The organism is Lawsonibacter faecis (assembly GCF_014287675.1).
Classification (GTDB): domain Bacteria; phylum Bacillota; class Clostridia; order Oscillospirales; family Oscillospiraceae; genus Pseudoflavonifractor; species Pseudoflavonifractor faecis.
Genome location: NZ_JACOPQ010000005.1, coordinates 149,003 through 172,480 on the forward strand (window position 1 = coordinate 149,003; position 23,478 = coordinate 172,480).

Consider the following 23,478-nt stretch of genomic DNA (forward strand, 5'->3'; position numbering starts at 1 on the left):
ATGGAACAGAAAATGGTCAATCTCACCATCAACGGCCTCCCGGTCTCCGTGAGCGCCGGCACCACCGTGCTGGAGGCCGCCCGGTCCGCCGGAATCAAAATTCCCTCCCTCTGCTTCCTCAAGGACGCCAACGAGATCGGCGCCTGCCGGATCTGCGTGGTGGAGGTCAAGGGGGCCAAGAGCCTGGTGGCCTCCTGCGTGTACCCCGTGAGCGAGGGCATGGAGGTCTTCACCAATACGGAGAAAGTCCGCAAGTCCCGCCAGCTCACCCTGGAGCTGATTCTCTCAAACCACCGTATGGACTGCCTCACCTGCGCCCGCAGCGGCAAGTGCGAGCTCCAGCAGCTCGCCGCCGAGCTGGGCATTGACGCTGTCCGCTTCGCCGCCGACAGCCTCCCTCCCCAGATCGAGGACTCCGCCGCCCATCTGGTGCGGGATAACTCCAAGTGCGTCCTGTGCCGCCGCTGCACCGCCGTGTGCCGCAAGGCCCAGGAGGTGGGCGTCATCGGCTGCAACGACCGCGGCTTTGACACCCACATTGGCTGCGCCTTCGACCGGGACCTGGCCGAGGTGGACTGCGTTTCCTGCGGCCAGTGCATCGTGGCCTGTCCCACCGGCGCCCTCCAGGAGAAGGACGACACCGACAAGGTCTGGGCCGCGCTGGCCGACCCCGCCAAGCATGTGGTCGTCGGTCCCGCCCCCTCCGTCCGCGTCACCCTGGGCGAGTGTTTTGGAATGCCGGTGGGCACCAATGTGGAGGGCAAAATGGTCACCGCCCTCAAGCGGCTGGGCTTTGACAAGGTCTTCGACGTGGACAACGCCGCCGACTTCACCATCATGGAGGAGGGCACCGAGTTCCTCAGCCGCCTCCAAAACGGCGGCGCCCTGCCCATGATCACCTCCTGCTCCCCCGGCTGGATCCGCTACTGTGAGCAGCACCACCCCGATATGCTGGACAATCTCTCCACCTGCAAATCCCCCCAGCAGATGTTCGGAAGCCTGGTGAAGACCTACTACGCCGAGAAGATGGGCATCGATCCCAAGGACATCTTCGTGGTGTCCATCATGCCCTGCACCGCCAAGAAGTATGAGGTGGCCCGGGAGGAGATGCGCCAGCACGGCTGGCTGCCCGTGGACGTGTCCCTCACCACCCGCGAGCTGGGCAGAATGATCACCCGTGCCGGCCTTCTCTTCGACCACCTGCCCGACGGCGAGTTCGACGAGATGCTGGGCCTCTCCACCGGCGCTTCCGTCATCTTCGGCGCCACCGGCGGCGTGATGGAGGCGGCGCTGCGCACCGTGGTGGAGGTCGTGACCAACGGCGAGATGAAGCCCCTGGAGTTCACCGAGGTGCGGGGCACCGAGGGCATCAAGGAGGCAAGCTACGAGCTTCCCGGCAGGACCGTCCGGGTCTGCGTCTGCTCCGGGCTCTCTAACGCCAAGAAGGTGCTGGACGGTGTGAAGGCCGGTGAGCTGCACTATGATTTCATCGAGATCATGGCCTGCCCCGGCGGCTGCGTCAACGGCGGAGGACAGCCCATCCAGCACGCCGACGTGCGCAACTGGGTGGATCTGAAGGCCCTGCGCGCCAAGGCCCTCTACACCCAGGACGAGGGGATGACCCTCCGCAAGAGCCACGAGAATCCCATCCTCCAGCAGGTATACAGGGAGTACCTGGGCGAGCCCGGCGGCCACAAGGCCCATGAGATTCTGCACACCCACTACATCCCACAGCAGAGATACCGCACCGAGTAAGCGGCGCCCAGACGCCCGTGAGGGAATGCGTTTCGCATTCCCTCACGGGCTTTTTAGGTCCGCACGCTCTACCTGGGCGCCAGCCGACTCGGTTTTCCCCAGCATACTTTTCAAAAAGGCCACCTGTCCTTTTGGTTGCTATTTGCATGAAAACTGTATATAATCCTATTATCAGGCCAAATAGTAACGCACAGGTGGTGACCGATTTATGGATTTTGAACAACTGGCGGAGCGCAACCCGGCGGTCCGCGCGCTGCTGGACTCTCTTCCCCCCCGTCTGCTCGCCGCATCCCGGCTGATCACGGCGGGCACCGGGCAGGTGTTCCTGCTCCGGGGCGCCCCGGTGGAGTACGGGTACCTCCTCCTGGAGGGGGAGATGTACGTCTTTAACGAGACACCAGACGGCAAGGCCTCCTACTGGATGACCATGCGCGCGCCCACGTCCATCTCCGATATTGAGGTTCTGTCCGGCCAGGAGACCTATATCGCCAACGTCTCCGCCGTCACCAAATGCACGCTGCTCTGCTGTCCCATTGCGGATTTCGTGTCCCTTCTCCGTGCGGATATCGACTTCCTCTGGACCATCTCCACCATGCTGGCCCATAAAAATTTCGACCTGTCCTATGGCCGGGGCCACGCGGCCTTCCGCTCCAGCCAGGAGAAGACCATGCTCTATCTCCTGCAGTACTGCGCCCAGTGTCCTCCGAAGGAGCAGTTTCCCACCGTGGTACATAAGACCCGCTCGGCCATGGCGGGGGAGATTATTCTCAGCCAGAAGACGGTGGACCGCTGCCTCAACCAGCTCCAGGAGGAGGGGTACATCAGCATCGTGAAGGGGAAGGTCTCCATCAATGCCGAGCAGTACAGGGCCCTTTCCGACGCATGGGACAGCCTGATTTAATCCCCGCTCCGTTCCGCCATCCCCCCAAATGTCCAAAACCACGTTGCATTTTGCCGACCTTTCCTGTAGAATATAAGATACCATTTTCCCCACCAGGAGGCGAAGCAAATGGAGCTAAAGGGTTTTGTGTGCACCGACAGCACTGTCAATGAGTTTTTGGAGAAAATTCCCCCCGCCCTGCGGGAGGCCGGGCAGCTCATCACCGCCCCGGCGGGCCATGTGATGGTGCGCCAGGAGGAGAGCGTCCGGTACGCCTGGTTCCTCCTCTCCGGTGAGCTGGTCACCTTCAGCGAGACCGAGGAGGGGAAGAAGTCCAGCTTTATCACCATGGACGCGCCCAGTATGCTCTCCGATCTGGAGCTGCTGGCCAAGGTGCCCACCTACGCCTCCAACGTGATGGCCAACACCAACTGCACCCTGCTTCGGTGCGACGCGGCGCTGGTCTCCGAATGGCTGGACAGGGATCTCCCCTTCCTGCGTACGGTTTCCGCCTTCTGCAACCGCAACACCTACGACACCTCTTACTACCGCGGCAAGTCCGCCTTCCGCTCAAGCCTTGACAAGGTGGCCATCTATCTGCTGCGGTACTGCTCCTCAACGCCCCCGGCCGCCGGACGGGACACCGTGGTCACTAAGACCAGGCAGACCATGTCCAGCGAACTCATCATGTCCGCCAAGACGGTGGACCGCTGCCTCCAACAGCTTCAGGATCAGGAGTGCCTCTCCATCCTGCGGGGCAAGGTCCACATCAGCGCGGCGCAGTACCGGCGCCTGCACGAGCACTGGGGCCGGTCCGACTGATTCCTTCCGCCCCTCCTCCACCCCCGGAGGAGGGGCGTTTCCATGCTCTTTTTCCCCGGATAGGCCGTGTGTCCGTTGCTTTTTTCCCTTCCCTGGTGTAAAATACCTCTAACTTGCTGCATACTATGGAATATCTGATAAAGGGGAGGTCTTTTCGAGATGGACGAACGCGTGAGAGAACTGCTCGACCGGGTGCGGGATACCGCGGTCACCGTGGGCGAGGCCGCAGGCACCACCGCCCGCTACGCCGCCAAATACGCCGGGCAGACCGTGGACATCGCCAAGCTGAACATGAAGATATTCGACCTCAAAACCGACATCAACGCCCTCCTCCGGGAGATCGGCCAGGTGGTCTACAATACCCATCTGGGCGCCGAGGGCGCCCCCGACGTGGATGGCCTCCTGGCCCAGATTGACGGCAAGCATAAGGCCGTCGACGAGCTGAAGGAGCGGGTGGCCGCTCTCAAAAGCTGCAAGGACTGCCCCGACTGCGGCGCTGCCTGCGGGCGGGACGACAAATTCTGCAAGTCCTGCGGCAGGGCGTTTTAAAAAAATCCGGCGAATCGGTATTGATTGACAAGCGGGCAAAACAGCCGCGTCCCTGCCCAGGCGTACGGCCTGCGGCGGGACACGGCCGCTTTGTCCGGTCATCCCCCGCGCGAATATAGAAAATGGAGGACAAGCTATTATGAATTATACCTTTGCCCAGTATCAGGAGAGCGCGGACTTTATCCGTTCCAAGATCGGTACCTTCTCCCCCAAGGTGGCCATGGTGCTGGGCTCCGGCCTGGGCTTTATGGGCGACGCTGTGGAGGAAGCCGTCGCCGTGTCCTACCGGGACATCCCCCACTTTAAGGTCTCCACGGCGCCCGGTCACAAGGGCCAGCTGGTCTTCGGCACTCTGGGCGGCCAGAAGGTGGCTGTCATGCAGGGGCGGATGCACCACTATGAGGGCTACTCCTACGAGGAGGTCTCCTATGCCGTCCGGGTGCTGCATCTCCTGGGCGCGGACACCCTCATCGTCACCAACGCCGCCGGCTGCGTGCGCACCGACTGGAAGGCCGGCGACCTGATGCTCATCACCGACCACATCAAGATGTTCTCCGAGTCCCCCCTCCGGGGCGAGAATCTCCCGGAGTTCGGGGTCCGCTTCCCTGACGCCTCCACCGTCTACACTCCCGCCCTGCGGGATGTGGCCCGCGCCGCCGCAGGCGAGCTGGGCATCACTCTGCGGGAGGGCGTCTATTTCTACTGCTACGGCCCCCAGTACGAGACCCCCGCCGAGGTGCGGGCCGCCCGCATCCTGGGCGGCGACGCGGTGGGTATGTCCACCGCGCCGGAGGCCATCGTGGCCGGCCACTGCGGGATGCAGGTGCTGGGCTTTACCCTGTGCACCAATATGGCCGCCGGCATTCTGGATCAGCCCCTCAGCGAGCAGGAGGTGCTGGACGCCGCCGAGGCCTGCAAGGACAAGTTTTCCAGGCTGGTCCTCAAGTGTCTGAATAAGCTGTAAGCGCCGATGACGGACATGACAGGCCGCGCCCCCGCCCGCCGGGCGGGAGCGGGGCCCTGCCATGTCCGTTCCATGCTGTCCTCAGCGGGCAAGGCGCGTTTGGGTTCCCAAGCAACCCTGCCCCCTTACCCGCCGAGAGGTATTCATCTGATGAACACGCGCCCGCCGCCTGATGCGGACGCAAAATAAAAGGAGTCGTTTATGGCTATACTTTTTCAAAATGTCACCGCCGTCCTCATGGACGACGCGGGCACCGTTCTCAAGGGCGCCTTTGTCGCCGTGGAGGGGGACAAGATTCTCTCCGTCGGCGCGCAGCGCCCGGAGGGCGCCTTTGACGAGGTGGTCGACGGCGCGGGCAAGGTCCTGATGCCCGGCCTGGTGAACGCCCACACCCACGTGCCCATGACCATGATGCGGGGCTACGGGGACGGCCACGACCTCCACGACTGGCTCCAGAACTTCATCTTCCCCGTGGAGGACAAGTGGGACGCCCGGGCCATCCGGGCCGCCGCGGCTCTGGGCCTGTGCGAGATGATCGCCTCCGGCACCACCTGCCTTGCCGACATGTATATGTTCTGCGACGAGATCTGCCAGGAGGTGGCCGCGGCGGGCATCAACGCCAACATCGCCCGGGGCGTCACCGCCTTTGCCGAGGGCGTCTCCTTCGACACCCACCCCTCCTGCGTGGAGACCCGGGCGCTGGCGGACCGCTGGCACGGCCACAACGGCGGGCAGATCAAAATCGACGCCTGCCTCCACGGCGAGTATACCTCCTTCGCCTCCCCCGCCGTGTGGGACGGCCTGGCCGAATACGCCAGGGAGAAGGGCCTGGGGATGCACGTCCATATCTCCGAGACCCGCTCGGAGCACGAGGACTGCGTCGGCCGCTGGGGCATGACCCCTGTGCAGGTGCTGGAGAAGCACGGCGTGTGGGACGTGCGGGCCATCGCCGCCCACTGCGTCTGGACCACTCCCGACGACTGGGCCATCCTGGCCGAGCACGGCGTCTCCGCCGTCCACAATCCCTGCTCCAACCTGAAGCTGGGCAGCGGCATCGCCCCCGTCATCGGCCTGCGCAAGGCCGGGGTCAACGTGGCATTGGGGACCGACGGCGTGTCCTCCAACAACACCACCGACCTCTTTGAGGACATGAAGATTGCCGCCATGCTCCAAAACGGCGCACAGCAGGACCCCTTGGCCCTCCTGCCCATGGACGCCCTGCGCATGGCCACGGTGAACGGCGCCAGGGCCCTGGGCCGGAACACAGGGCGGATTGCCCCCGGGTGCGACGCCGACCTCATTCTGGTGGATTTCGGCCGGCTGAACCTGATCCCCTGTCACGACGTGGTGTCCAATCTGGTCTACGCGGCCCACGGCTGCGACGTGGTAATGAATATGTGCCGCGGCAAGGTCATATACAGGAATGGGGACTTCCTCACCATCGACATTGAGCGGGTGAAGCGGGAGGTCGCCGACTACGCCCTGCCCCTGCTGTTCGGCTGACCGGCCGGGGCGCTCCGGCCCCTCCGATCAACACCGTTTGGCCGTCCGCTCCGGCGGCCCCATCCTGAAAGGACTGTAGCTTTTGTCTAGTGCAAAGAAAAAGAACACCTTCTTTGGCGGCGTGGCCATTTTGACGGTCGGCACGATTTTGGTCAAGATTATCGGCGCCCTCTACAAAATTCCGCTGGTCAACATTCTGGGTGAGTCCGCCTACGGCGACTTCAACGCCGCCTATAATGTATACAATTTCTTTCTGACCATCTCCACCGCGGGGCTGCCGGTGGCCCTCTCCAAGATGATCTCTGAGGCCAGCGCCCTGGACCGCCGGAATCAAGTGCAGAAGATTCTGCGCGTGGCTCTGATTACCTTCCTGGTCCTGGGCACGGTCAGTTTCCTGTGTATGTCCGTGCTGGCGGGCCCCATGTCCAACATCATCATCAACAACTCCAGCGCGGTCTATTGTGTGATGGCCCTCTCCCCAGCAGTTTTCTGCGTGTGCGTTATGTCGGCTTTCCGGGGATATGCCCAGGGCCACTCCAACATGGTGCCCACCACCGTCTCCCAGATCATCGAGTCCTTCCTCAAGCTGGTCGTGGGCCTGGGGCTGGCCACTCTGCTGGTCTATCTGGTTCTGCCCCGGAACATCGCCGCCGCGGGCGCCGCGGCAGGCGTCTCGGTCGGCACCATCGTCGCCCTTCTCTACCTCATCTTTCAGTACATCCGCGCGCGGCGCGGTAAAATACACCGCACCGCAGACGAGCCGGACGATACCAGAGATATCCTGATCCGGCTGCTGAAGCTGGGCATCCCCATTACCCTCGGATCAGCCGCCGTCTCCATCGTCACGCTGATCGATACCAATCTGGTCATGTCCCAGCTCAAGAACATCTTCAGCCAGATTGACGCGGGCACGCTGACCGCCGTCGGCGGCAGCGGGATTCTGGCCCAGTCTGTGGACATCTTCCACGCGGCCCAGCAGACCGCCCAGGAGACTCTGCTGAAGGACCCCACCGCCGTTATCGACGTGATTGAAAACGCGGCGCGGAACCTGTACGGCACTTACAGCTCCACCATGACGGTCTACAATCTGCCCTCCGCCTTGATGGTACCCATCACCGCCAGCGTCATTCCGGCGGTTTCCGGCTGCCGGGCGCGGCATGACCGGCTGGGCGCCAGCCGCATCTCCGAGTCTGCGCTGCGGGTGGGTACGCTGCTCTGCCTGCCCATGGGCGTCGGTCTCTTCTCTCTGGGCACTCCCATCGTCAAGCTCCTGTTCCGCGATTTGGACGCCTCTATCGCCGGGCCTCTCCTCTCCACGCTGGGTCTGGCCGCCATTTTCGTCTGCGTCATGCTGATCTGCAACTCCATTCTCCAAGCCCACGGCATGGTGAACCTGCCCATCCTCACAGTTGTGGTGGGCGGGATTGTAAAGCTGATTGTCAACTGGACGCTGGTGGGCAACACCGACATCATGATTTTCGGCGCTCCCGTCGGTACCCTCTGCTGTTTCGCCATTGTGGCCGTAATGGACCTTATCATCATTTACCGCGTGATCCCCGCGCCTCCCAGCTACTCCAAGGTCTTCCTCAAGCCCCTGATCGCCTCTGCACTCATGGGCGGCGCGGCCTGGGGGGCCTACGGTCTGCTGACCAACTTCCTGCACCTGGGCAACACCCTGGCCACCATCGGCGCCATCTGCGTGGGCGGCGTGGTCTACGTCGTCCTGGTGCTGGCTCTGCGGGTCATCTCCAAGGAGGATCTCGCCCTCATGCCCAAGGGGGACAAAATTGCGAAAATCCTGCATATTCGATAATTACCTGATAAAAAGCGCTTGCGAGGGGCCTGAGATTATGATAGATTTTGAGTATAAGGAATTTTATGGCGTACAGGATCTGGAGGAGATCGTCCGTATCCTCCGGGCGCCCGGCGGCTGTCCCTGGGACGCGGAGCAGACCCACGAAAGCATCCGCCGCAACTTCCTGGAGGAGGCCTACGAGGCTGTGGAGGCCATCGACGAGAAAAGCCCGGACCACCTGAAAGAGGAACTGGGCGACGTGCTCCTCCAGGTGTGCCTCCACGCCCGGATGGAGGAGGAAAACGGCTCCTTCGATCTGGACGGCGTGGCAGACGGCATCTGTAAGAAGCTCATTTTCCGCCACCCCCACGTCTTTGGGGACGTGAAGGTGTCCGGCACGGGCGAGGTCCTCTCCAACTGGGAGGACCTCAAGCGTGAGGAGAAGCACCAGGCCACCCACACCGACGCGCTCAGCGCCGTGGCCCGCTCCCTCCCCGCCCTCTGGCGGGCTGAAAAGGTCCAGAAAAAGGCAAAAAAAGCGGGGTTCGACTGGCCGGATATCTCCGGCGCGTTGGACAAGCTCCACGAAGAGCTGGACGAATTCCAGGCCGCCGTCCGGGAGGGCACCAACGTGGAGGAGGAGCTGGGCGATCTGCTTTTCTCCGCCGTCAACGCCGCCCGCTTTGTGAAGGCGGACCCGGAGGAGGCCCTCCAGAAGGCCACCGACAAGTTTATCGCCCGCTTCCGCAAGGTGGAGGCCCTGGCCGCCGAGAAGGGCCTGGACATGACCGGGATGGACCTTCCCGCGCTGGACAAGCTCTGGGACGAGGCAAAGAGAACTTAAAAGCAGGCCGCTGCTTTAAGTGATAGACGCGCGGAAGGACAACCGCCGCCGAAACAAATGAAGAATGCAGGAGGAGTACTAAAATGAATAAAGCAGAGCTCGTCAATGCCGCCGCCGAGAAGGCCGGTCTCTCCAAGAAGGACACCGAGAGCGTCCTCAACGCCGCCTTGGAGGCCATCTCCGAGTGCCTCGCCGACGGCGACAAGGTCCAGCTGGTGGGCTTCGGCGCTTTCGAGGTCAAGAGCCGCGCCGCCCGCATCGGCCGCAACCCCAAGACGAAGGAGAGCATCGAAATCCCCGCCTCCAAGGTGCCCGTCTTTAAGCCCGGCAAGGCCCTGAAGGACGCGGTGGCGAAGTAAGTTTGCGCTGAAAGGCGGCTCCGGGGCAACCGGGGCCGCCTTTTGATTCGGCGGCCTCGCCTTTCCCCCCAGGCGCCGGCGCCGCGTGGCCTGCGAACGGCGCGCCCTGCATTTCTCCGCCCGCCGTCTTGCCGCACACATCACCCATGAAAGGACAGTAACAATATGCGCTTAGACAAATGGCTCAAGGTCTCCCGGCTCATCAAGCGCCGGACGGTGGCCAACGAGGCCTGCGACAACGCCCGCGTGACCGCCAACGGACGGGCAGTCAAGGCCTCCTACGAAGTGAAGGAGGGCGACGTGCTGGAAATCCGCTTCGGCGAAAGGGCCGTCCGGGTGGAGGTCCTCTCGGTCTCCGAGCAGGTCAGGAAAAACGACGCCCCGGCCATGTACAAAGAGCTGGCCTGATATGAGCGGCTTTTTAAACGACACCATCGCCGCCGCCGCCACCCCCATGGCCCGCAGCGCCATCGGCATTCTGCGGCTGTCCGGGCCGGGGGCGGTGGAGGCCGTCTCGGCGGTGTTTCAGCCCAAAAACGGCAGGCCCCTCGCGGGCTGCGGCCCTCACCGCCTGGTATACGGCACCCTCTTCGACGCGGCCGGCAGGCCCATCGACCAGGCTCTCGCCACCTTCTCCCGCGCGCCGGACAGCTATACCGGCGAGGACACGGCGGAGCTCCAGTGCCACGGCTCCCCGGCGGTGCTGGCCCTGGGGCTGGAGGCCCTCTTCGCCCAGGGCGCGCGGCAGGCCGGGCCGGGAGAGTTCACCCGCAGAGCTTTTCTCAACGGAAAGCTGGACCTGACCCAGGCCGAAGCGGTGGCCGACCTCATCGACGCGGAGACTCCCGCAGCCGCCCGGGTGGCGGCGCTCCAGCTCTCCGGGGCCCTCTCCCGCCGGGTGGAGGCGGTCTATTCCCTTCTGGCCGACCTGACAGCCCACTTCTGCGCCGTACTGGACTACCCGGACGAGGACCTGGACCCTTTCCGTGCGGAGACCATGGAGCGCACCCTGGATGAGGCCCGCTCCGCTCTCCGCGCCCTGCTGGATACCTACCGGCGGGGCCGCGGGCTGGTGCGGGGCGTGCCCTGCGCCATCGTGGGGCGGCCCAACGCGGGCAAATCCTCCCTGCTGAACGCCCTGCTGGGGTACGAGCGGGCCATCGTCACCGAGATCCCCGGCACCACCCGGGACACCATTGAGGAGAAGGTGGAGCTGGGCGGCGTGCTCCTGCGGCTCATCGACACGGCGGGCCTGCGGGAGACCGACGATACAGTGGAGCGGCTGGGCGTGGCGCGCAGCCGCGCCGCCCTGGAGGAGGCTGAGCTGGCCCTGGTGCTGGTGGACCCCCGGGCCGGGGCCGACGAGGAGGACGCCTATATCCTGCGGGAGGCCGAGGAGAAGGCGGGCCGCGTCATCCTGGTGCTCACCAAGGCCGATTTGGCCGGGGGGGGCGGCGCTGCCGTGGCTCTCCACGGCGAGAATCCCCCGCCCCTGGTGTCCGTCAGCGCCAAGACCGGCCAGGGGCTGGACGCGCTGGCCGACGCCGTGTCCAAACTCTTTCCCCAGGGGGCCGAGGAGACCGATATGCTTACAAACGCCCGCCAGGCCGAGGCGGCGGGCCGGGCGCTGGAGGCCGTGGAGGCCGCCTGTGCCGCCCTGCTGGGCGGTATGCCCGCCGACGCAGTGCTCTCCGACGTGGAGGCCGCCATGGCGGCTCTGGGCGAGCTTACCGGCCGCTCCGTCTGTGAGGATGTGACCAGCCGCATCTTTGAGCGGTTTTGCGTGGGGAAATAATGCTTGATTCAAAACACCGTACGCGCCCATAGAGGCGTGTACGGTGTTTTCATTTTGATATCTGCATCCGGAATCCCGATGACGAATGACCGAGGCGGGTCAGCGGATACTGCTCCGCCTTTCCATGCACCGGCCCGATACGGGCGCCGGTCTCTCCGGGGGCTGCCGCTTCTATGCGGCGGCGCCGGACTCCGTTCCCCCCTCCCCATTCGTCAAAAAGACAAATGAAAAATTGTCGCCTCAGTTTGATAAACTTTTAACGATATTGAAAATTTACGTTAAAATTGTGATCAATCTTGACTGTCCTTCTGGGACAAACTCCTTTTTTCCTGCTTAAGCAAAAAAGATGGTGCAAATTATACATTGACAATCTTTTAACAAATAATTATAATGCACATTGTTAAAACTTTATCAATTACAGTTCCCATCTTGACGATGCTTATCTATTTAGGAGGTTATCCAAATGGCCAAGAAGACACAGACCGCCGAATACATTGATACATCCGAGGCCCTGCTCGCGAAAATGGAAGCGATGCGAAAGGCCCAGAAGATATTTGCCGCCTACACCCAGGAGCAGGTGGACGCCATCTTCCTGGCGGCAGCCACCGCCGCCAACCAGGCCCGAATCCCCCTGGCGAAAATGGCGGTCCAGGAGACCGGCATGGGCGTGGTGGAGGACAAGGTCATCAAAAATCACTATGCCGCCGAGTACATCTACAACGCCTATAAGTACACCAGGACCTGCGGCGTCATTGAGGAGGACACGGCCTTCGGCATCAAGAGGATTGCCGAGCCGGTGGGCCTTATCGCCGCCGTCATCCCCACCACCAACCCCACCTCCACCGCCATCTTCAAGACCCTGCTGGCCCTGAAGACCCGCAACGCCATTATAATCTCCCCCCACCCCCGGGCCAAGGGCTGTACCGTCGCGGCGGCGAAAATCGTCCTGGACGCCGCCGTGGCTGCCGGTGCGCCGGAGGGGATCATCGGGTGGATTGACGCCCCCAGCCTGGAGCTGACCAACGCCGTCATGCAGAATGCCGATCTGATTCTGGCCACCGGCGGCCCCGGAATGGTCAAGGCGGCCTACTCCTCCGGCAAGCCCGCCCTGGGCGTCGGCCCCGGCAACACCCCCGTCATCATCGACACCTCCGCCGACATCAAAATGGCGGTCAGCTCCATCCTCCACTCTAAGACCTTTGACAACGGCATGATCTGTGCCAGCGAGCAGTCCGTCACCGTCCTCGCCCCCATCTACGACGCGGTAAAGGAGGAGTTTGCGGCCAGAGGGGCCTATTTCCTCAAGGGCGACGAGCTGGACAAAGTGCGGGGCATTATTCTCTTAAACGGCGCGCTGAACGCCAAGATTGTGGGTCAGAGCGCCCATACCATCGCCGCCCTGGCCGGCGTGGAGGTCCCCGTGGAGGCCAAGGTGCTTATCGGCGAGATCGAGAGCACCGACCCCTCCGAGCCCTTCGCCCACGAGAAGCTCTCCACGGTCCTGTCCATGTACAAGGCCGCCGATTTCGACGAGGCCCTCCGAAAGGCGGAGCGGCTGGTGGCTGACGGCGGATACGGCCACACCTCCTCCCTCTACATCGACCTCAGGGAGAAGGAGAAGATGGCCCGCCACGCCGACGTGATGAAGACCTGCCGCATCCTGGTCAACACCCCCGCCTCCCAGGGCGGCATCGGCGACCTCTACAACTTCAAAATGACCCCCTCCCTGACCCTGGGGTGCGGCTCCTGGGGCGGCAACTCGGTATCGGAAAACGTGGGGGTGAAGCACTTGCTCAATATTAAGACTGTGGCGGAGAGGCGTGAGAATATGCTCTGGTTCCGGGCACCGGAAAAGGTCTACTTCAAGAAGGGCTGCCTGAGCGTGGCCCTGGATGAGCTGCGCCACGTGATGGACAAGAAGCGGGCCTTCCTCGTCACCGATTCCTTCCTCTATCAGAACGGCTACACCAAACCCATCACCGACAAGCTCAATGAGATGGGCATCGTCTACACCGTCTTCTCCAACGTCCAGCCCGACCCCACCCTGAAAAACGCTCAGGAGGGCGCGGCGGCCATGACGGCCTTCCAGCCCGACTGCATCATCGCACTGGGCGGCGGCTCCGCCATGGACGCGGGCAAAATCATGTGGGTCATGTACGAGCACCCGGAGGTGGACTTCCAGGACCTGGCCATGCGCTTCATGGACATCCGCAAGCGGGTTTACACCTTTCCCAAGATGGGGGAGAAAGCCTACTTCGTGGCCGTCCCCACCTCCTCCGGTACCGGCAGCGAGGTGACCCCCTTCGCTGTTATCACCGATCAGGACACCGGCGTGAAGTACCCCCTGGCCGACTACCAGCTCATGCCCAACATGGCCATCATCGACACGGACAATATGATGAGCCAGCCCAAGGGCCTCACCAGCGCCTCCGGCGTGGATGTGCTGACCCACGCGCTGGAGGCCTACGCCTCGCTGATGGCCACCGACTACACCGACGGCCTGGCCCTCAAGGCCATGAAGAATGTCTTCGACTACCTCCCCGCGGCCTACGCCGACGGCACCAATGCGGAGGCCCGCAGCAAGATGGCCGACGCATCCTGTATGGCGGGCATGGCCTTCGCCAACGCCTTCCTGGGCGTCTGCCACTCCATGGCCCACAAGCTGGGCGCCTTCCACCACCTGCCCCACGGCGTGGCAAACGCGCTGCTTATCAGCCTGGTGGTGGACTATAACTCCGCCGAGTGTCCTCCCAAGATGGGCACCTTCCCCCAGTACCAGTACCCCCACACCATGGCCCGGTACGCCGAGTGCGCCCGGTTCTGCGGCATCCAGGCCGGGGACGACGCCGAGGCCGTCCAGAAGCTGATTGCCAAGATCGAGGACCTGAAAGCCGCCGTGGGCATCAAGAAGACCATCGCGGACTATGGCGTGGACGAGAAGCAATTCCTGGACACCCTGGACGCCATGGTGGAGCAGGCCTTCGACGACCAGTGTACCGCCGCCAATCCCCGCTATCCCCTGATGAGCGAGATCAAGGAGCTGTACCTGCGCGCCTACTACGGCAAGTAAGCGGACGGCAAAAAGAGACGTTGCCTGGACAGGGTTCTGTCCAGGCAACGCCGCATGACGCAAAGTATTTATGGCCCGCCCAACAATATGAAAGTGCCTGGACTTTGCAGTCCAGGCACTTTTGTCTCAGCTTTTTTCCTCAAAGCTCACGCCGCAGTTGCGGCAGGTGACGGTAATTTTCCCCTTCCCCTTGGGCACCCGCAGGTGCTGTCCGCAGTTGGGGCACTTGAAGTAGCAGTGGTCCTTGTCCCGATGGATGGTCCGGCGCATCCGCACCCAGCGGATGAGGGGGCCGGCCAGCTCCATAAATTTGGCGTTTTCCGCCCGCCGCTTGGCCAGATTCCTGGAAAACATGCGGAAGATGGCAAAAATGGCGGGCAGCATGGCCAGCCAGCCCAGCACCCCGAGCCGGGAGATATTGGCGGCCAAATAGAGGACCAGGTAAAGGCCCATCAAGAACAGGGAGAACTGATCGACTCCGTATCGGCCGTACATAACCTTTCTTAGCCAATTCATCAAAGGTCGCGTCTCCTTCTGCTGAAAAAATCGCCGGGCCCTGAACGGGCCCGCACGGTAGGAACTTAATATTTTCTTAACTACTGCTTATGATAGCGTTTTGAAGGTTTTCCGTCAAGGGACCAGTCGTAAACAATATGTGAATAATCCCCGGTGTACGGACATTTTTGCCTTGCGTTGGGGCCAAAAAGCCGTTATACTGTGAAAAAACGCCGGAGGTGCCCCATTATGAATCGAATCGACAAGGAAAACTACTATCTCGACATTGCGGAGACCGTGGCGGAACGGGCCACCTGCCTGCGCCGCTGCTACGGGGCCATCATCGTCCGTAACGACGAGATCATCGCCACCGGCTACAACGGCGCGCCCCGCGGCCGGAAAAACTGTGTGGACCTGAACCACTGCACCCGGGCGGCACTGAAAATTCCTTCCGGCCAGCGGTATGAGCTTTGTCGCAGCGTCCACGCGGAGGCCAACGCCATCATCTCCGCCGCCCGTAGCGAGACCATCGGCTCCACCCTCTACATGGCCTGCGTGGACCCCTCCACCGGCGCGCTGATCCCCGGCTCCACCTCCTGCGCCATGTGCCGCAGGCTCATCATCAACGCGGGCATCGCCCGGGTGGTCATCCGCAACAGCAAGAGCGAGTTCTCCGTGGTCCACGTGGAGGACTGGATTCGGGACGACGACTCCCTCCCCGCCGACCCGCCGGCGCCCGAACAGGCCTGAGACGCAAGCCCTCGCAGGGGAAGCCTCAAAGAGTTCCGCCGTCCGCAGGCGACGCGCTCAAATGAATATCCGTCATGCAGCTCTCTGTCAAAAAAGCCCCCTAGGGGGCTTTTTTAATGTTTCAATCACCGCTCAGTGCCGGTCCGACTCCAGCTCGCACTCCAGATCGGCCATGGCCGAGAGAAGCCGTCTGCCCCGGGGGTCCATCTCCCTGTAGCGCTCCAGCAGCAGCCGCTCCTCGGGGCTGAAGCTGCCCAGCGGCTCGGGCACCTCGCTCCGGCAGAAGAGGTAGTCCAGGCTGACGCCATAGAATTCGGCCAGGGCGGCCAGAGAGCCGTAGTTGAGCTCCCGCTTGCCCGTCTCATAGAGCGCGTAGGCTGAGCGCGAGATATTCAGCACTGCAGCCACGTCCTGCTGGGTCTTCCCATGAGAAATTCTCAGTTCCTTCAGCCGATGACAGAGCAAACTCTCCACCCCCTTGCCTTTGCTGAAATTATAACGGGTGGCCCGTTCAATAAACAGTGTACGTTTCAAAACGTCTCTTTATTGTATCCTCAACTACAATAAATTATTGACTAGGAGACAAAATGAAACTATAATTAACACCATCAGGATTTGATAAGAGGGGGGTGACGGGATGGAGCAGCAAACTGCGGCAGGGCGGGACTGGTTGACCGGCCTGGGCAACCGGGAGACCCTGCAGGCCGCGCTGGCGTCGCTGGCGCCGGGCGCGGGGGTCCTGCTGGTCCGCGTCGCGGGGCTGAATCAGGTTAACGGCACCCTGGGCTATCGGGCAGGGGACGAGCTGCTGGCCCTGACAGCCGCCCTTCTCCCTGCGGATTCGGCCTTCCGCGCCTCCGGGGCCCGCTTTGTTCTGCTGTCCGCCGACGGCGGGGCCAAATCTCTTCCCGCTCTGGCCCGCAAGCTGGAGGCGGACTTTTCCGACGCGCTGCCCCAGCGTTTTCAGGAGCTGGGCATCGGCCTGACGACAGGCTGGGCGGTTTTCGACAGCGCCCGGCACCCCAGTGCCGCAGCCGCGCTCCGGGAGGCGGACGCGCATATTCTTTAATGCATTGGGCCGCGAGGCGGGGAGTACTCCCCGCCTCGTTTTCTATCGAATGCGAATGTTCTTGACAGAAAAGCGCCGTAGACTTAAAATAGATTAGGTATAGTTTTTGAAAAGCAAGAGGGGTTGCTTTTCATTTTTGTGCGTACCGACTAATATGAAACTTGAAAATCTAAGAAAGATGGAGGTGTGTTCAGAGCTCATGCTACCGTATATTCTTACAGGCATCATCTGCCTGTTGGTGGGCATCCTGCTGATTGGTATACCAGTAGGCATTCAGGTCCGCAAGCAGACCGCCGAAAAAGAGATTACCAGCGCAGAAGAGGAAGCCAAGCGTATCATCAACGAGTCCATCAAGAGCGCCGAGAGCAAGAAGCGCGAGGCCCTGGTGGAGGCGAAGGAAGAGATTCTCAAAGCCCGCAACGATTTCGAACGCGAGATGAAGGAGCATCGCTCCGACCTGCAGAAGCAGGAGCGCCGGCTCCAGCAAAAGGAAGAGAACCTGGACAAAAAGACCGAGAACATCGAGAAGAAGGAAGAGAATCTCCAGAGGAAGCTCAATGAGCTGGAGGAGGCCCGCGAGGAGGTCTCCACGGTGAAGAAGACCCAGATGGAGGTTCTGGAGCGGATCTCCGGCTTTACCGCCGAGGAGGCCAAGGCCTATCTCATCAATCAGCTTGAGGTGGAGGTCACCCACGAGTCCGCAATGAAGATCCGCGAGATCGAGGCCCAGTTTAAGGACGAGGCGGACACCAAGGCCAAGGAGATCCTCTCTCTCGCCATCCAGCGCTGCGCCGCCGACCATGTGGCCGAAGCCACCGTCTCTGTGGTTCCCCTGCCCAATGACGAGATGAAGGGCCGCATCATCGGCCGCGAGGGCCGCAACATCCGCACCCTGGAGACCATGACGGGCGTGGATCTCATTATTGACGACACCCCGGAGGCCATCACGGTCTCCTGCTTCGACCCCGTCCGCCGGGAGATCGCCCGCATCGCCCTGGAGAAGCTGATTCAGGACGGCCGCATCCACCCCGCCCGCATTGAGGAGATGGTGGAGAAGGCCAAGCGCGAGGTGGACGCCACCATTAAGGCCGAGGGCGAGCGCGCCGTCTTTGAGACCAATGTCCACGGCCTGCACCCCGAGCTTATCAAGCTCCTGGGCCGCATGAAATACCGCACCAGCTACGGGCAGAATGTCCTCAACCACTCCATCGAGGTCTCTCACCTGGCGGGCCTGCTGGCCGCCGAGATCGGCGCCGACGTGACCCAGGCCAAGCGTGCCGGCCTGCTCCATGACCTGGGCAAGTCCATCGACCACGAGGTCGAGGGTTCCCACGTCCAGATCGGCGTGGAGCTGGCCCGGAAGTACAAGGAGAACGAGGAGATCGTCCACGCCATCGAGGCCCATCACAACGACGTGGAGCCCCGCACCATCGTGGCCTGCCTCGTCCAGGCGGCCGACGCCATCTCCGCCGCCCGCCCCGGCGCAAGGCGCGAGAATCTGGAGAACTATATCAAACGCCTGGAGAAGCTGGAGGAGGTCACCTCCTCCTTCCCCGGCGTGGAGAAGTCCTTTGCCATCCAGGCCGGCCGCGAGGTCCGCATCATGGTCGCCCCCGACAAGGTCAGCGAGGACCAGATGGTTCTCCTCGCCCGGGAGATCGCAAAGAAGATCGAGGACGAGCTGGAGTACCCCGGACAGATTAAAATCAATATGCTCCGTGAGACCAAGGTCATCGAGTACGCGAAGTAAGGTCTAAAAAGAGCCGCCAGCGCCCGCCGGGCGCCGGCGGCTCTTCAGCTTGTCAAAGATGCCCCTCGGGTCTTTTTTGACAGAAGGCTGCATGACGGATAGGACTCGATTTCTTGAGAAATAGTCGCCCGCTCCGTCATGAGCGGTGTCATTTCTGAGGCCCGTGTCCCCGGAAATGACGGATTTAAACTTTATTCCGTCGTCTGCGGACGACGCAGCCCTGCGGGGCTTGCTCTGCGGAGGGTTCTTCGACAGGCTGAAGCGCCGCCTCTCCGTCCAGAAAATTTCTTTGCCCTTTTGCGTGAAATCACATATAATAAGTCCTGTGAAAAAAAGGGGGACATGCCTTGTGAAAACCCACTGCTTTCGCCTTCGCCGGGGGGCCGACCTGCTCACCAGCCTGGAGGATTATTCCAAAACCCAGCATCTGAAGGCCGCGTCCGTGGTCTGCGCGGTGGGCTGCGTCAGCGCCGCCGTGGTGCGGGACGCCTCGGGCGTGAATATCCGCGCACTATGTGAGCCGCTGGAGATCGTCTCCCTCATGGGCACCCTCTCCGAAGCGCGGACCCATCTGCACATCTCCTTCTCCAGGGAGGACCTCTCCACCGTGGGCGGCCACCTCAGGGAGGGATGCATTGTGAACACCACGGCGGAAATCGTGCTGCTGGAGCTTGACGGCGTCCGCTTTGATGCGGAATATGACGAGGATACCGGCTATGACGAGCTGGTCATTCTGGAGGATACGCCATGATTATAAACATTCTGGCCGTGGGCGATGTGGTGGCCGACGCGGGGCTCGACTTTCTGACCGGCCATCTCCGGGCCCTGAAAAAGCTTAAGGACGTCCACTTTACGGTGGTCAACGGAGAAAACGCCTCAGGGGTGGGTATTCTGCCCCGCCAGGCGGAGGATATCTTTGCCGCCGGGGCCGACGTTATCACCCTGGGCAACCACACCTGGAACCGTATCCAAATCGCCCCCTACCTGGACGAATGCCCTTATATCCTCCGCCCCGCCAACTATACCTCCCGGGTGCCTGGCAAGGGCTGGGGGGTGTACGACGGCCCCCGGGGAATGCGCATCGGCGTGCTGAATCTCATCGGCCGGTGCGAGATGGACCCCAATTTCGACAACCCCTTTACCGTGGCCGACGGCATTTTGGCCGGGTCCGACGCGGATATCGTCCTGGTGGACTTCCACGCCGAGGCCACCAGCGAAAAGGGAGCCATGGGTTACTATCTGGACGGCAGGGTCCAGGCCGTGTGGGGCACCCACACCCACGTCCCCACCGCCGACGTACAGATTCTCCCCAAGGGCACCGGCTTCGTCACGGACCTGGGTATGACCGGCCCGGCCCAGGGGGTGCTGGGCATCCCGCCGCAGCAGTCCATCAACCGCTTCCTGGGCGGCCTGCCCGCCCGGTACGACGCCGCCAAAGGTCCCCGAAAGCTGGAGAGCGTCCTCTTCTCCATCGACACGGCAGCGAAGAAATGCGTGGCCGCAGAACGGCTTGATATCAATGAAAACGGATAGACAGAGGTCCGTGGGAGCACGCATTTAAGCTGCTCCTCTCCATTTTCTCCGCGCTTCCCGGGCAGTCCGCCAGCAGCGGAGCTCAAGACAGCCGCCGGCTTGCCTTTATGTTTTCCTTTACTCTACTTTCTCGGAGGCACTTATGATACGACTCATCCACGCCGCCGACCTCCACCTGGACGCCCCCTTTGCCGCCCTCTCCACGGAGCGCGGTTCGGAGCGGCGGGAGGAGCAGCGGTCCCTGCTGGAGCGGCTGGCCGACCTGTGTGAGCGGACCCAGGCCGACCTCGTGCTCCTCTCCGGCGACCTCTTCGACAGCGACCGCCCCTATTACGAGACCACCCAGGCCCTGGCCCGGACGCTGGGCGCCATGAAGGCCCGCGTCTTCATCGCCCCCGGCAACCACGACTTCTATTCTCCCCGCTCAGCCTGGGCCTCCCTGGCCTGGCCGGAGAACGTACATATCTTTTCAAGCGCTGAAATTGAGTCGGTGGAGTTGCCCGGCCTGGGCTGTGTGGTCCACGGTGCGGCCTTCACTGCGCCCTACTGCGACCAGCCCCCCCTCAGGGGTTTCCGCGCCCCCGACGACGGCGCCGTCCACCTGATGGTTCTCCATGGGGACGTGGACGGAAACGGGAGGTACGGCTCCATCACCTCCTCCGACATCGCCGCGAGCGGCCTTAGCTACCTGGCCCTGGGCCATATCCACACCTGCTCAGGCCTCCAGAAGGCCGGAGATACCTACTGGGCCTACCCCGGCTGTCCCGAGGGCCGGGGCTTTGACGAGCTGGGGGACAAGGGCGTGCTGTCCGGCGGCGTGGAGCCGGGCGCGGCCCTGATGGACTTTGTGCCCCTGTGCTCCCGCCGCTATGAAATTCTGACTGTGGACGTATCCCGGGGGGCCACCCCCCAGGCCGCGCTGGAGGCCGCCCTCCCCGGGGACGCCCGCCGTGATATCTACCGCATCCTCCTCACCGGCGAGAGCGGCATTGACGGCCTGGACCTGGACGCGCTGGAGGCAGTGGCCGCCCCCCGCTTTTACAGCGTGACCCTCCGGGACCAGACCAGGGTCCGCCGTGACCTGTGGAGCCGGGCCGACGAGGATACGCTTACCGGCCTCTTTCTCCGCCGGATGCGCGCTAACCTGGACGCTCCGGAGAACGGCGGGGACCGCGCCCTGGTAGAGAAGGCCGTCCGCTTCGGTCTGGCCGCGCTGGAAAACGGGGAGGACTGCTGCCCATGAGAATCATCCGAATGACCGCCAGCTTCGGGCGTCTGCAAAATGCCGCGCTGGAGCTCTCCCCCGGCCTCAACCTCATTGAGGCCCCCAACGAGGGGGGCAAGTCCACCTGGTGCGCCTTTATCCGTGCCATGCTCTACGGCATCCCCACCCGTGAGCGGGACACCAAAACCAGCATCGCCGAAAAAAACCGTTACCAGCCCTGGTCCGGCGGAGCCATGGAGGGCGCCATGGAGCTGAGCTGGCAGGGGAAGCATATCACCCTGCGCCGGGGGCCCAAGGGGAGCACCCCTTTCGGCAGCTTTTCCGCCGTCTATACCGACACCGGCGAGGCCGTGGCCGGCCTCACCGCCGAGAACTGCGGTGAGACGCTTCTGGGGGTCTCCCGTGAGGTCTTCGAGCGCTCCGCCTTTGTGGGCCAGGGGGGCGCGTCCATCGGCGAGAGCGCCGAGCTGGAGCGGCGCATCGCCGCACTGGTCTCCTCCGGAGAGGAGGATGTATCTTACAGCGAGGTGGACGCCCGTCTCCGGGAGTGGCTGCGCCGCCGCAGGCACAACAAGAGCGGCCTCATCCCCAAGCTGGAAAATGAGCTTGCCGTTCTGAACGACACCCTGGCCCGGCAGGCCCAGGCCAGGAATCAAGCTGAGGACGCCCAGCGGGAAATCGCCGCCCTCACCGCCCGGCGGGACGCCCTGGCCGCCGCCCTGAGCGCCTGGCGCAGCCAGGCCAACCAGGCGCGTATCCGGCAGTACGAGGCCGCCCAGGCTGATTTGGAGGCCGCCCAGGCCGCGGTGGACGCCATTACCGCCGACCTCACCAAGCACGGCGCGCCCCCCGACCGGGAGACCCTGCGCCAGGCCCAGGAGGACCTGGCCTACCTGAAGACTGTGAACGCCAACCTGAAGCTGGCCGAGGGCCAGGTGGAGGAGGCCCGGGCCAAAGCCGACAAGGCCCGGGCCGACGCAGTGGATCCCCTCTTCCCCGGCCTCTCCGCCGACGAGGCGTGGCGCAGGGCCAGCGCGGACGCGTCGGCGGTGGCCGCCTGCCGCTCGGGGGCGGATAAGCAGAAAAAATGGCGCTGGCTGGGCCTTCTCATCGGCCTTATCCTGGGCGGCGCGGTCGCGGGCCTGGGACTGCTGCTCCAACCCAATTCCATTTTTGTTTTCGCAGGCGCGGGAGCTGGCCTCCTCGTCCTGACGGAGGTCTTGTGCGTGGCCGTCAGCAGCAGCCGCGCCAAGAGCCTTGAGCGGACGGCGGATGGTCTTCTCGCCCGCTACGCCGCCGAGTACCCCGACGATATTCTCTCCAACGCCAACGCCTTTCGGGAGAAGTGCGTCCTGGCCTCCGAGGCGGAGCGCAAGGCCCAGGCGGTGGAGGACTCCCGTCTCCAGCTTACCGCACAGCGAGAGGAGCTCGCCGGATGCCTTTTGGACCTGGTCCACACCTTTGAGCCCGGTGTAACCGATACCTTCGGGGTCTCCGCCGCGATCTCCCGGGCCCTGAGCCTGGACGAGCGTCTCGCCACCGCCCGGGTCCGGCTGGAGGGGGCCAGAAAGCTGGCCGAGAGCCTCCCCAGACCGGACGAGGCCGGTGACTGCGCCGCAGGGGCTGCCGACGGCGGGGCCCCGGACGAGCATTTCGACCCTCAGGCCGTCTCCGCCTCCCTCTCCGCCGCGGAGGGGGAGCTGAGCCGCCTGCGCAGCACCCTGGCCATGGCCAGAGGCGAGCTGAACACCCTGGGGGATCCAGCCCTCTTCCAGGCCCGCCGGGAGGAGCTCACCGAGGAGCTCTCCCGCCGCCGGGAGGAGTACGACGCCCTGACCCTGGCGCTTGAGGGCCTCGCCGATGCCAACTCCGATCTCCAGGCCCGCTTCTCTCCCGCCCTCAATGCCGAGGCCGGGGACATCCTCTCCGTCCTCACCGGAGGCAAGTATGGCAAAGTCACCCTGAACCGGGAGTTCGAGGCCATGGCGGAGGAGGCGGACAGCCCTCTGCCCCGCAGGACCCTGCTGCTGAGTCAGGGCACGGCGGAGCAGGTCTACCTGGCCGTCCGGCTGGCGGTGTGCCGGCTGGCCCTCCCCGGGGACGAGTGCGCCCCTATCGTGCTGGACGACGCGCTGGATGCCTTCGACGACGCCCGCATGGCCCTGGCTCTGGACTATCTCCGCGCCCTGGGCCGGGAGCGCCAGGTCCTTCTCTTCACCTGTCACAGCCGGGAGGCCGCGTACCTCTCCGGCGCGGACGACGCCGCCGTTACGCTTCACACCCTCTGCGGCGGCTCCTGAGCCGTGCGCCCGCGCTTCGC

At 63.4% G+C, this 23,478-nt stretch carries 21 protein-coding genes; 19 read left to right on the top strand and 2 right to left on the bottom strand.

The features are described from left to right. The 12 genes from H8S62_RS08060 to adhE all read left to right on the top strand — a co-directional run bounded on the left by H8S62_RS08060 (nucleotide 1) and on the right by adhE (nucleotide 14,336). Complete coding sequence (locus H8S62_RS08060) at nucleotides 1-1,755, top strand: NADH-dependent [FeFe] hydrogenase, group A6 (protein ID WP_155147612.1); 1,755 nt, start codon at nucleotides 1-3, stop codon at nucleotides 1,753-1,755. 208 nt (nucleotides 1,756-1,963) lie between these two features. Then, nucleotides 1,964-2,656: a Crp/Fnr family transcriptional regulator gene (locus H8S62_RS08065; RefSeq protein ID WP_186918969.1), complete on the top strand. Its 693-nt coding sequence runs from the start codon at nucleotides 1,964-1,966 to the stop codon at nucleotides 2,654-2,656. 108 nt (nucleotides 2,657-2,764) lie between these two features. Continuing rightward, nucleotides 2,765-3,457, top strand: a complete 693-nt coding sequence (locus H8S62_RS08070; protein WP_155147608.1) for a Crp/Fnr family transcriptional regulator — start codon at nucleotides 2,765-2,767, stop codon at nucleotides 3,455-3,457. A 159-nt stretch (nucleotides 3,458-3,616) separates the two neighbouring features. Continuing rightward, a complete protein-coding gene (locus H8S62_RS08075) occupies nucleotides 3,617-4,006 on the top strand; it encodes a zinc ribbon domain-containing protein (protein WP_155147605.1) in 390 nt (129 codons plus the stop codon). A gap of 139 nt (nucleotides 4,007-4,145) precedes the next feature. Further along, nucleotides 4,146-4,970, top strand: a complete 825-nt coding sequence (locus H8S62_RS08080; protein WP_155147603.1) for a purine-nucleoside phosphorylase — start codon at nucleotides 4,146-4,148, stop codon at nucleotides 4,968-4,970. Between the two features lie 201 nt (nucleotides 4,971-5,171). Continuing rightward, the gene (locus H8S62_RS08085) at nucleotides 5,172-6,473 is read left to right on the top strand and encodes an amidohydrolase family protein (RefSeq protein ID WP_155147601.1); all 1,302 of its coding nucleotides are present in this window, start codon (nucleotides 5,172-5,174) and stop codon (nucleotides 6,471-6,473) included. Nucleotides 6,474-6,555: 82 nt separating this feature from the next. Continuing rightward, the gene (locus tag H8S62_RS08090; RefSeq protein WP_186918970.1) at nucleotides 6,556-8,286 is read left to right on the top strand and encodes a putative polysaccharide biosynthesis protein; all 1,731 of its coding nucleotides are present in this window, start codon (nucleotides 6,556-6,558) and stop codon (nucleotides 8,284-8,286) included. A 37-nt stretch (nucleotides 8,287-8,323) separates the two neighbouring features. Next, nucleotides 8,324-9,112, top strand: a complete 789-nt coding sequence (mazG, locus tag H8S62_RS08095; protein ID WP_155147598.1) for a nucleoside triphosphate pyrophosphohydrolase — start codon at nucleotides 8,324-8,326, stop codon at nucleotides 9,110-9,112. Nucleotides 9,113-9,195: 83 nt separating this feature from the next. Continuing rightward, on the top strand, nucleotides 9,196-9,471 hold the full coding sequence (locus tag H8S62_RS08100; RefSeq protein WP_155147596.1) for an HU family DNA-binding protein: 276 nt from the start codon (nucleotides 9,196-9,198) through the stop codon (nucleotides 9,469-9,471). A 165-nt stretch (nucleotides 9,472-9,636) separates the two neighbouring features. After that, entirely contained in the window at nucleotides 9,637-9,879 is a 243-nt protein-coding gene (locus H8S62_RS08105) for an RNA-binding S4 domain-containing protein (protein ID WP_186918971.1), read from the top strand. Between the two features lies 1 nt (nucleotide 9,880). After that, nucleotides 9,881-11,266, top strand: a complete 1,386-nt coding sequence (gene mnmE, locus H8S62_RS08110) for a tRNA uridine-5-carboxymethylaminomethyl(34) synthesis GTPase MnmE (RefSeq protein WP_186918972.1) — start codon at nucleotides 9,881-9,883, stop codon at nucleotides 11,264-11,266. A gap of 463 nt (nucleotides 11,267-11,729) precedes the next feature. Continuing rightward, complete coding sequence (gene adhE / locus H8S62_RS08115) at nucleotides 11,730-14,336, top strand: bifunctional acetaldehyde-CoA/alcohol dehydrogenase (RefSeq protein WP_186918973.1); 2,607 nt, start codon at nucleotides 11,730-11,732, stop codon at nucleotides 14,334-14,336. 126 nt (nucleotides 14,337-14,462) lie between these two features. On the opposite strand, the gene H8S62_RS08120 is transcribed toward adhE, so the two are convergent. After that, complete coding sequence (locus tag H8S62_RS08120) at nucleotides 14,463-14,852, bottom strand: hypothetical protein (protein ID WP_155147587.1); 390 nt, start codon at nucleotides 14,850-14,852, stop codon at nucleotides 14,463-14,465. Between the two features lie 228 nt (nucleotides 14,853-15,080). On the opposite strand from H8S62_RS08120, the gene H8S62_RS08125 reads away from it, so the two are divergent. After that, complete coding sequence (locus tag H8S62_RS08125) at nucleotides 15,081-15,581, top strand: deoxycytidylate deaminase (RefSeq protein WP_155147584.1); 501 nt, start codon at nucleotides 15,081-15,083, stop codon at nucleotides 15,579-15,581. Between the two features lie 132 nt (nucleotides 15,582-15,713). On the opposite strand, the gene H8S62_RS08130 is transcribed toward H8S62_RS08125, so the two are convergent. Next, on the bottom strand, nucleotides 15,714-16,046 hold the full coding sequence (locus H8S62_RS08130; protein ID WP_186918974.1) for a helix-turn-helix domain-containing protein: 333 nt from the start codon (nucleotides 16,044-16,046) through the stop codon (nucleotides 15,714-15,716). A 172-nt stretch (nucleotides 16,047-16,218) separates the two neighbouring features. On the opposite strand from H8S62_RS08130, the gene H8S62_RS08135 reads away from it, so the two are divergent. The 6 genes from H8S62_RS08135 (at nucleotide 16,219) to H8S62_RS08160 (ending at nucleotide 23,458) form a co-directional block, all read left to right on the top strand. Then, nucleotides 16,219-16,650, top strand: a complete 432-nt coding sequence (locus tag H8S62_RS08135) for a diguanylate cyclase domain-containing protein (RefSeq protein ID WP_186918975.1) — start codon at nucleotides 16,219-16,221, stop codon at nucleotides 16,648-16,650. Nucleotides 16,651-16,849: 199 nt separating this feature from the next. Further along, nucleotides 16,850-18,400, top strand: coding sequence for a ribonuclease Y (gene rny / locus H8S62_RS08140; protein ID WP_155147578.1), 1,551 nt, complete (start codon nucleotides 16,850-16,852; stop codon nucleotides 18,398-18,400). A gap of 349 nt (nucleotides 18,401-18,749) precedes the next feature. Beyond that, entirely contained in the window at nucleotides 18,750-19,151 is a 402-nt protein-coding gene (locus H8S62_RS08145; RefSeq protein ID WP_341481031.1) for a PPC domain-containing DNA-binding protein, read from the top strand. Next, on the top strand, nucleotides 19,148-19,933 hold the full coding sequence (locus H8S62_RS08150) for a TIGR00282 family metallophosphoesterase (RefSeq protein ID WP_155147574.1): 786 nt from the start codon (nucleotides 19,148-19,150) through the stop codon (nucleotides 19,931-19,933). The genes H8S62_RS08145 and H8S62_RS08150 overlap by 4 nt, the downstream gene beginning before the upstream one ends. 142 nt (nucleotides 19,934-20,075) lie before the next feature. Continuing rightward, complete coding sequence (locus H8S62_RS08155) at nucleotides 20,076-21,176, top strand: metallophosphoesterase family protein (RefSeq protein WP_186918977.1); 1,101 nt, start codon at nucleotides 20,076-20,078, stop codon at nucleotides 21,174-21,176. Further along, on the top strand, nucleotides 21,173-23,458 hold the full coding sequence (locus tag H8S62_RS08160) for an ATP-binding protein (RefSeq protein ID WP_186918978.1): 2,286 nt from the start codon (nucleotides 21,173-21,175) through the stop codon (nucleotides 23,456-23,458). Before H8S62_RS08155 ends, H8S62_RS08160 begins: the two co-directional genes overlap by 4 nt. The last annotated feature ends 20 nt before the right edge of the window (nucleotides 23,459-23,478 follow it).

Bases quoted from the DNA above. Each gene is read 5' to 3' on its own strand.
- H8S62_RS08060 (WP_155147612.1), top strand. From the start codon at position 1: ATGGAACAGAAAATGGTCAATCTCACCATCAACGGCCTCCCGGTCTCC.
- H8S62_RS08065 (WP_186918969.1), top strand. From the start codon at position 1,964: ATGGATTTTGAACAACTGGCGGAGCGCAACCCGGCGGTCCGCGCGCTG.
- H8S62_RS08070 (WP_155147608.1), top strand. From the start codon at position 2,765: ATGGAGCTAAAGGGTTTTGTGTGCACCGACAGCACTGTCAATGAGTTT.
- H8S62_RS08075 (WP_155147605.1), top strand. From the start codon at position 3,617: ATGGACGAACGCGTGAGAGAACTGCTCGACCGGGTGCGGGATACCGCG.
- H8S62_RS08080 (WP_155147603.1), top strand. From the start codon at position 4,146: ATGAATTATACCTTTGCCCAGTATCAGGAGAGCGCGGACTTTATCCGT.
- H8S62_RS08085 (WP_155147601.1), top strand. From the start codon at position 5,172: ATGGCTATACTTTTTCAAAATGTCACCGCCGTCCTCATGGACGACGCG.
- mazG (WP_155147598.1), top strand. From the start codon at position 8,324: ATGATAGATTTTGAGTATAAGGAATTTTATGGCGTACAGGATCTGGAG.
- H8S62_RS08100 (WP_155147596.1), top strand. From the start codon at position 9,196: ATGAATAAAGCAGAGCTCGTCAATGCCGCCGCCGAGAAGGCCGGTCTC.
- H8S62_RS08105 (WP_186918971.1), top strand. From the start codon at position 9,637: ATGCGCTTAGACAAATGGCTCAAGGTCTCCCGGCTCATCAAGCGCCGG.
- mnmE (WP_186918972.1), top strand. From the start codon at position 9,881: ATGAGCGGCTTTTTAAACGACACCATCGCCGCCGCCGCCACCCCCATG.
- adhE (WP_186918973.1), top strand. From the start codon at position 11,730: ATGGCCAAGAAGACACAGACCGCCGAATACATTGATACATCCGAGGCC.
- H8S62_RS08120 (WP_155147587.1), bottom strand. From the start codon at position 14,852: ATGAATTGGCTAAGAAAGGTTATGTACGGCCGATACGGAGTCGATCAG.
- H8S62_RS08125 (WP_155147584.1), top strand. From the start codon at position 15,081: ATGAATCGAATCGACAAGGAAAACTACTATCTCGACATTGCGGAGACC.
- H8S62_RS08135 (WP_186918975.1), top strand. From the start codon at position 16,219: ATGGAGCAGCAAACTGCGGCAGGGCGGGACTGGTTGACCGGCCTGGGC.
- rny (WP_155147578.1), top strand. From the start codon at position 16,850: ATGCTACCGTATATTCTTACAGGCATCATCTGCCTGTTGGTGGGCATC.
- H8S62_RS08150 (WP_155147574.1), top strand. From the start codon at position 19,148: ATGATTATAAACATTCTGGCCGTGGGCGATGTGGTGGCCGACGCGGGG.
- H8S62_RS08155 (WP_186918977.1), top strand. From the start codon at position 20,076: ATGATACGACTCATCCACGCCGCCGACCTCCACCTGGACGCCCCCTTT.
- H8S62_RS08160 (WP_186918978.1), top strand. From the start codon at position 21,173: ATGAGAATCATCCGAATGACCGCCAGCTTCGGGCGTCTGCAAAATGCC.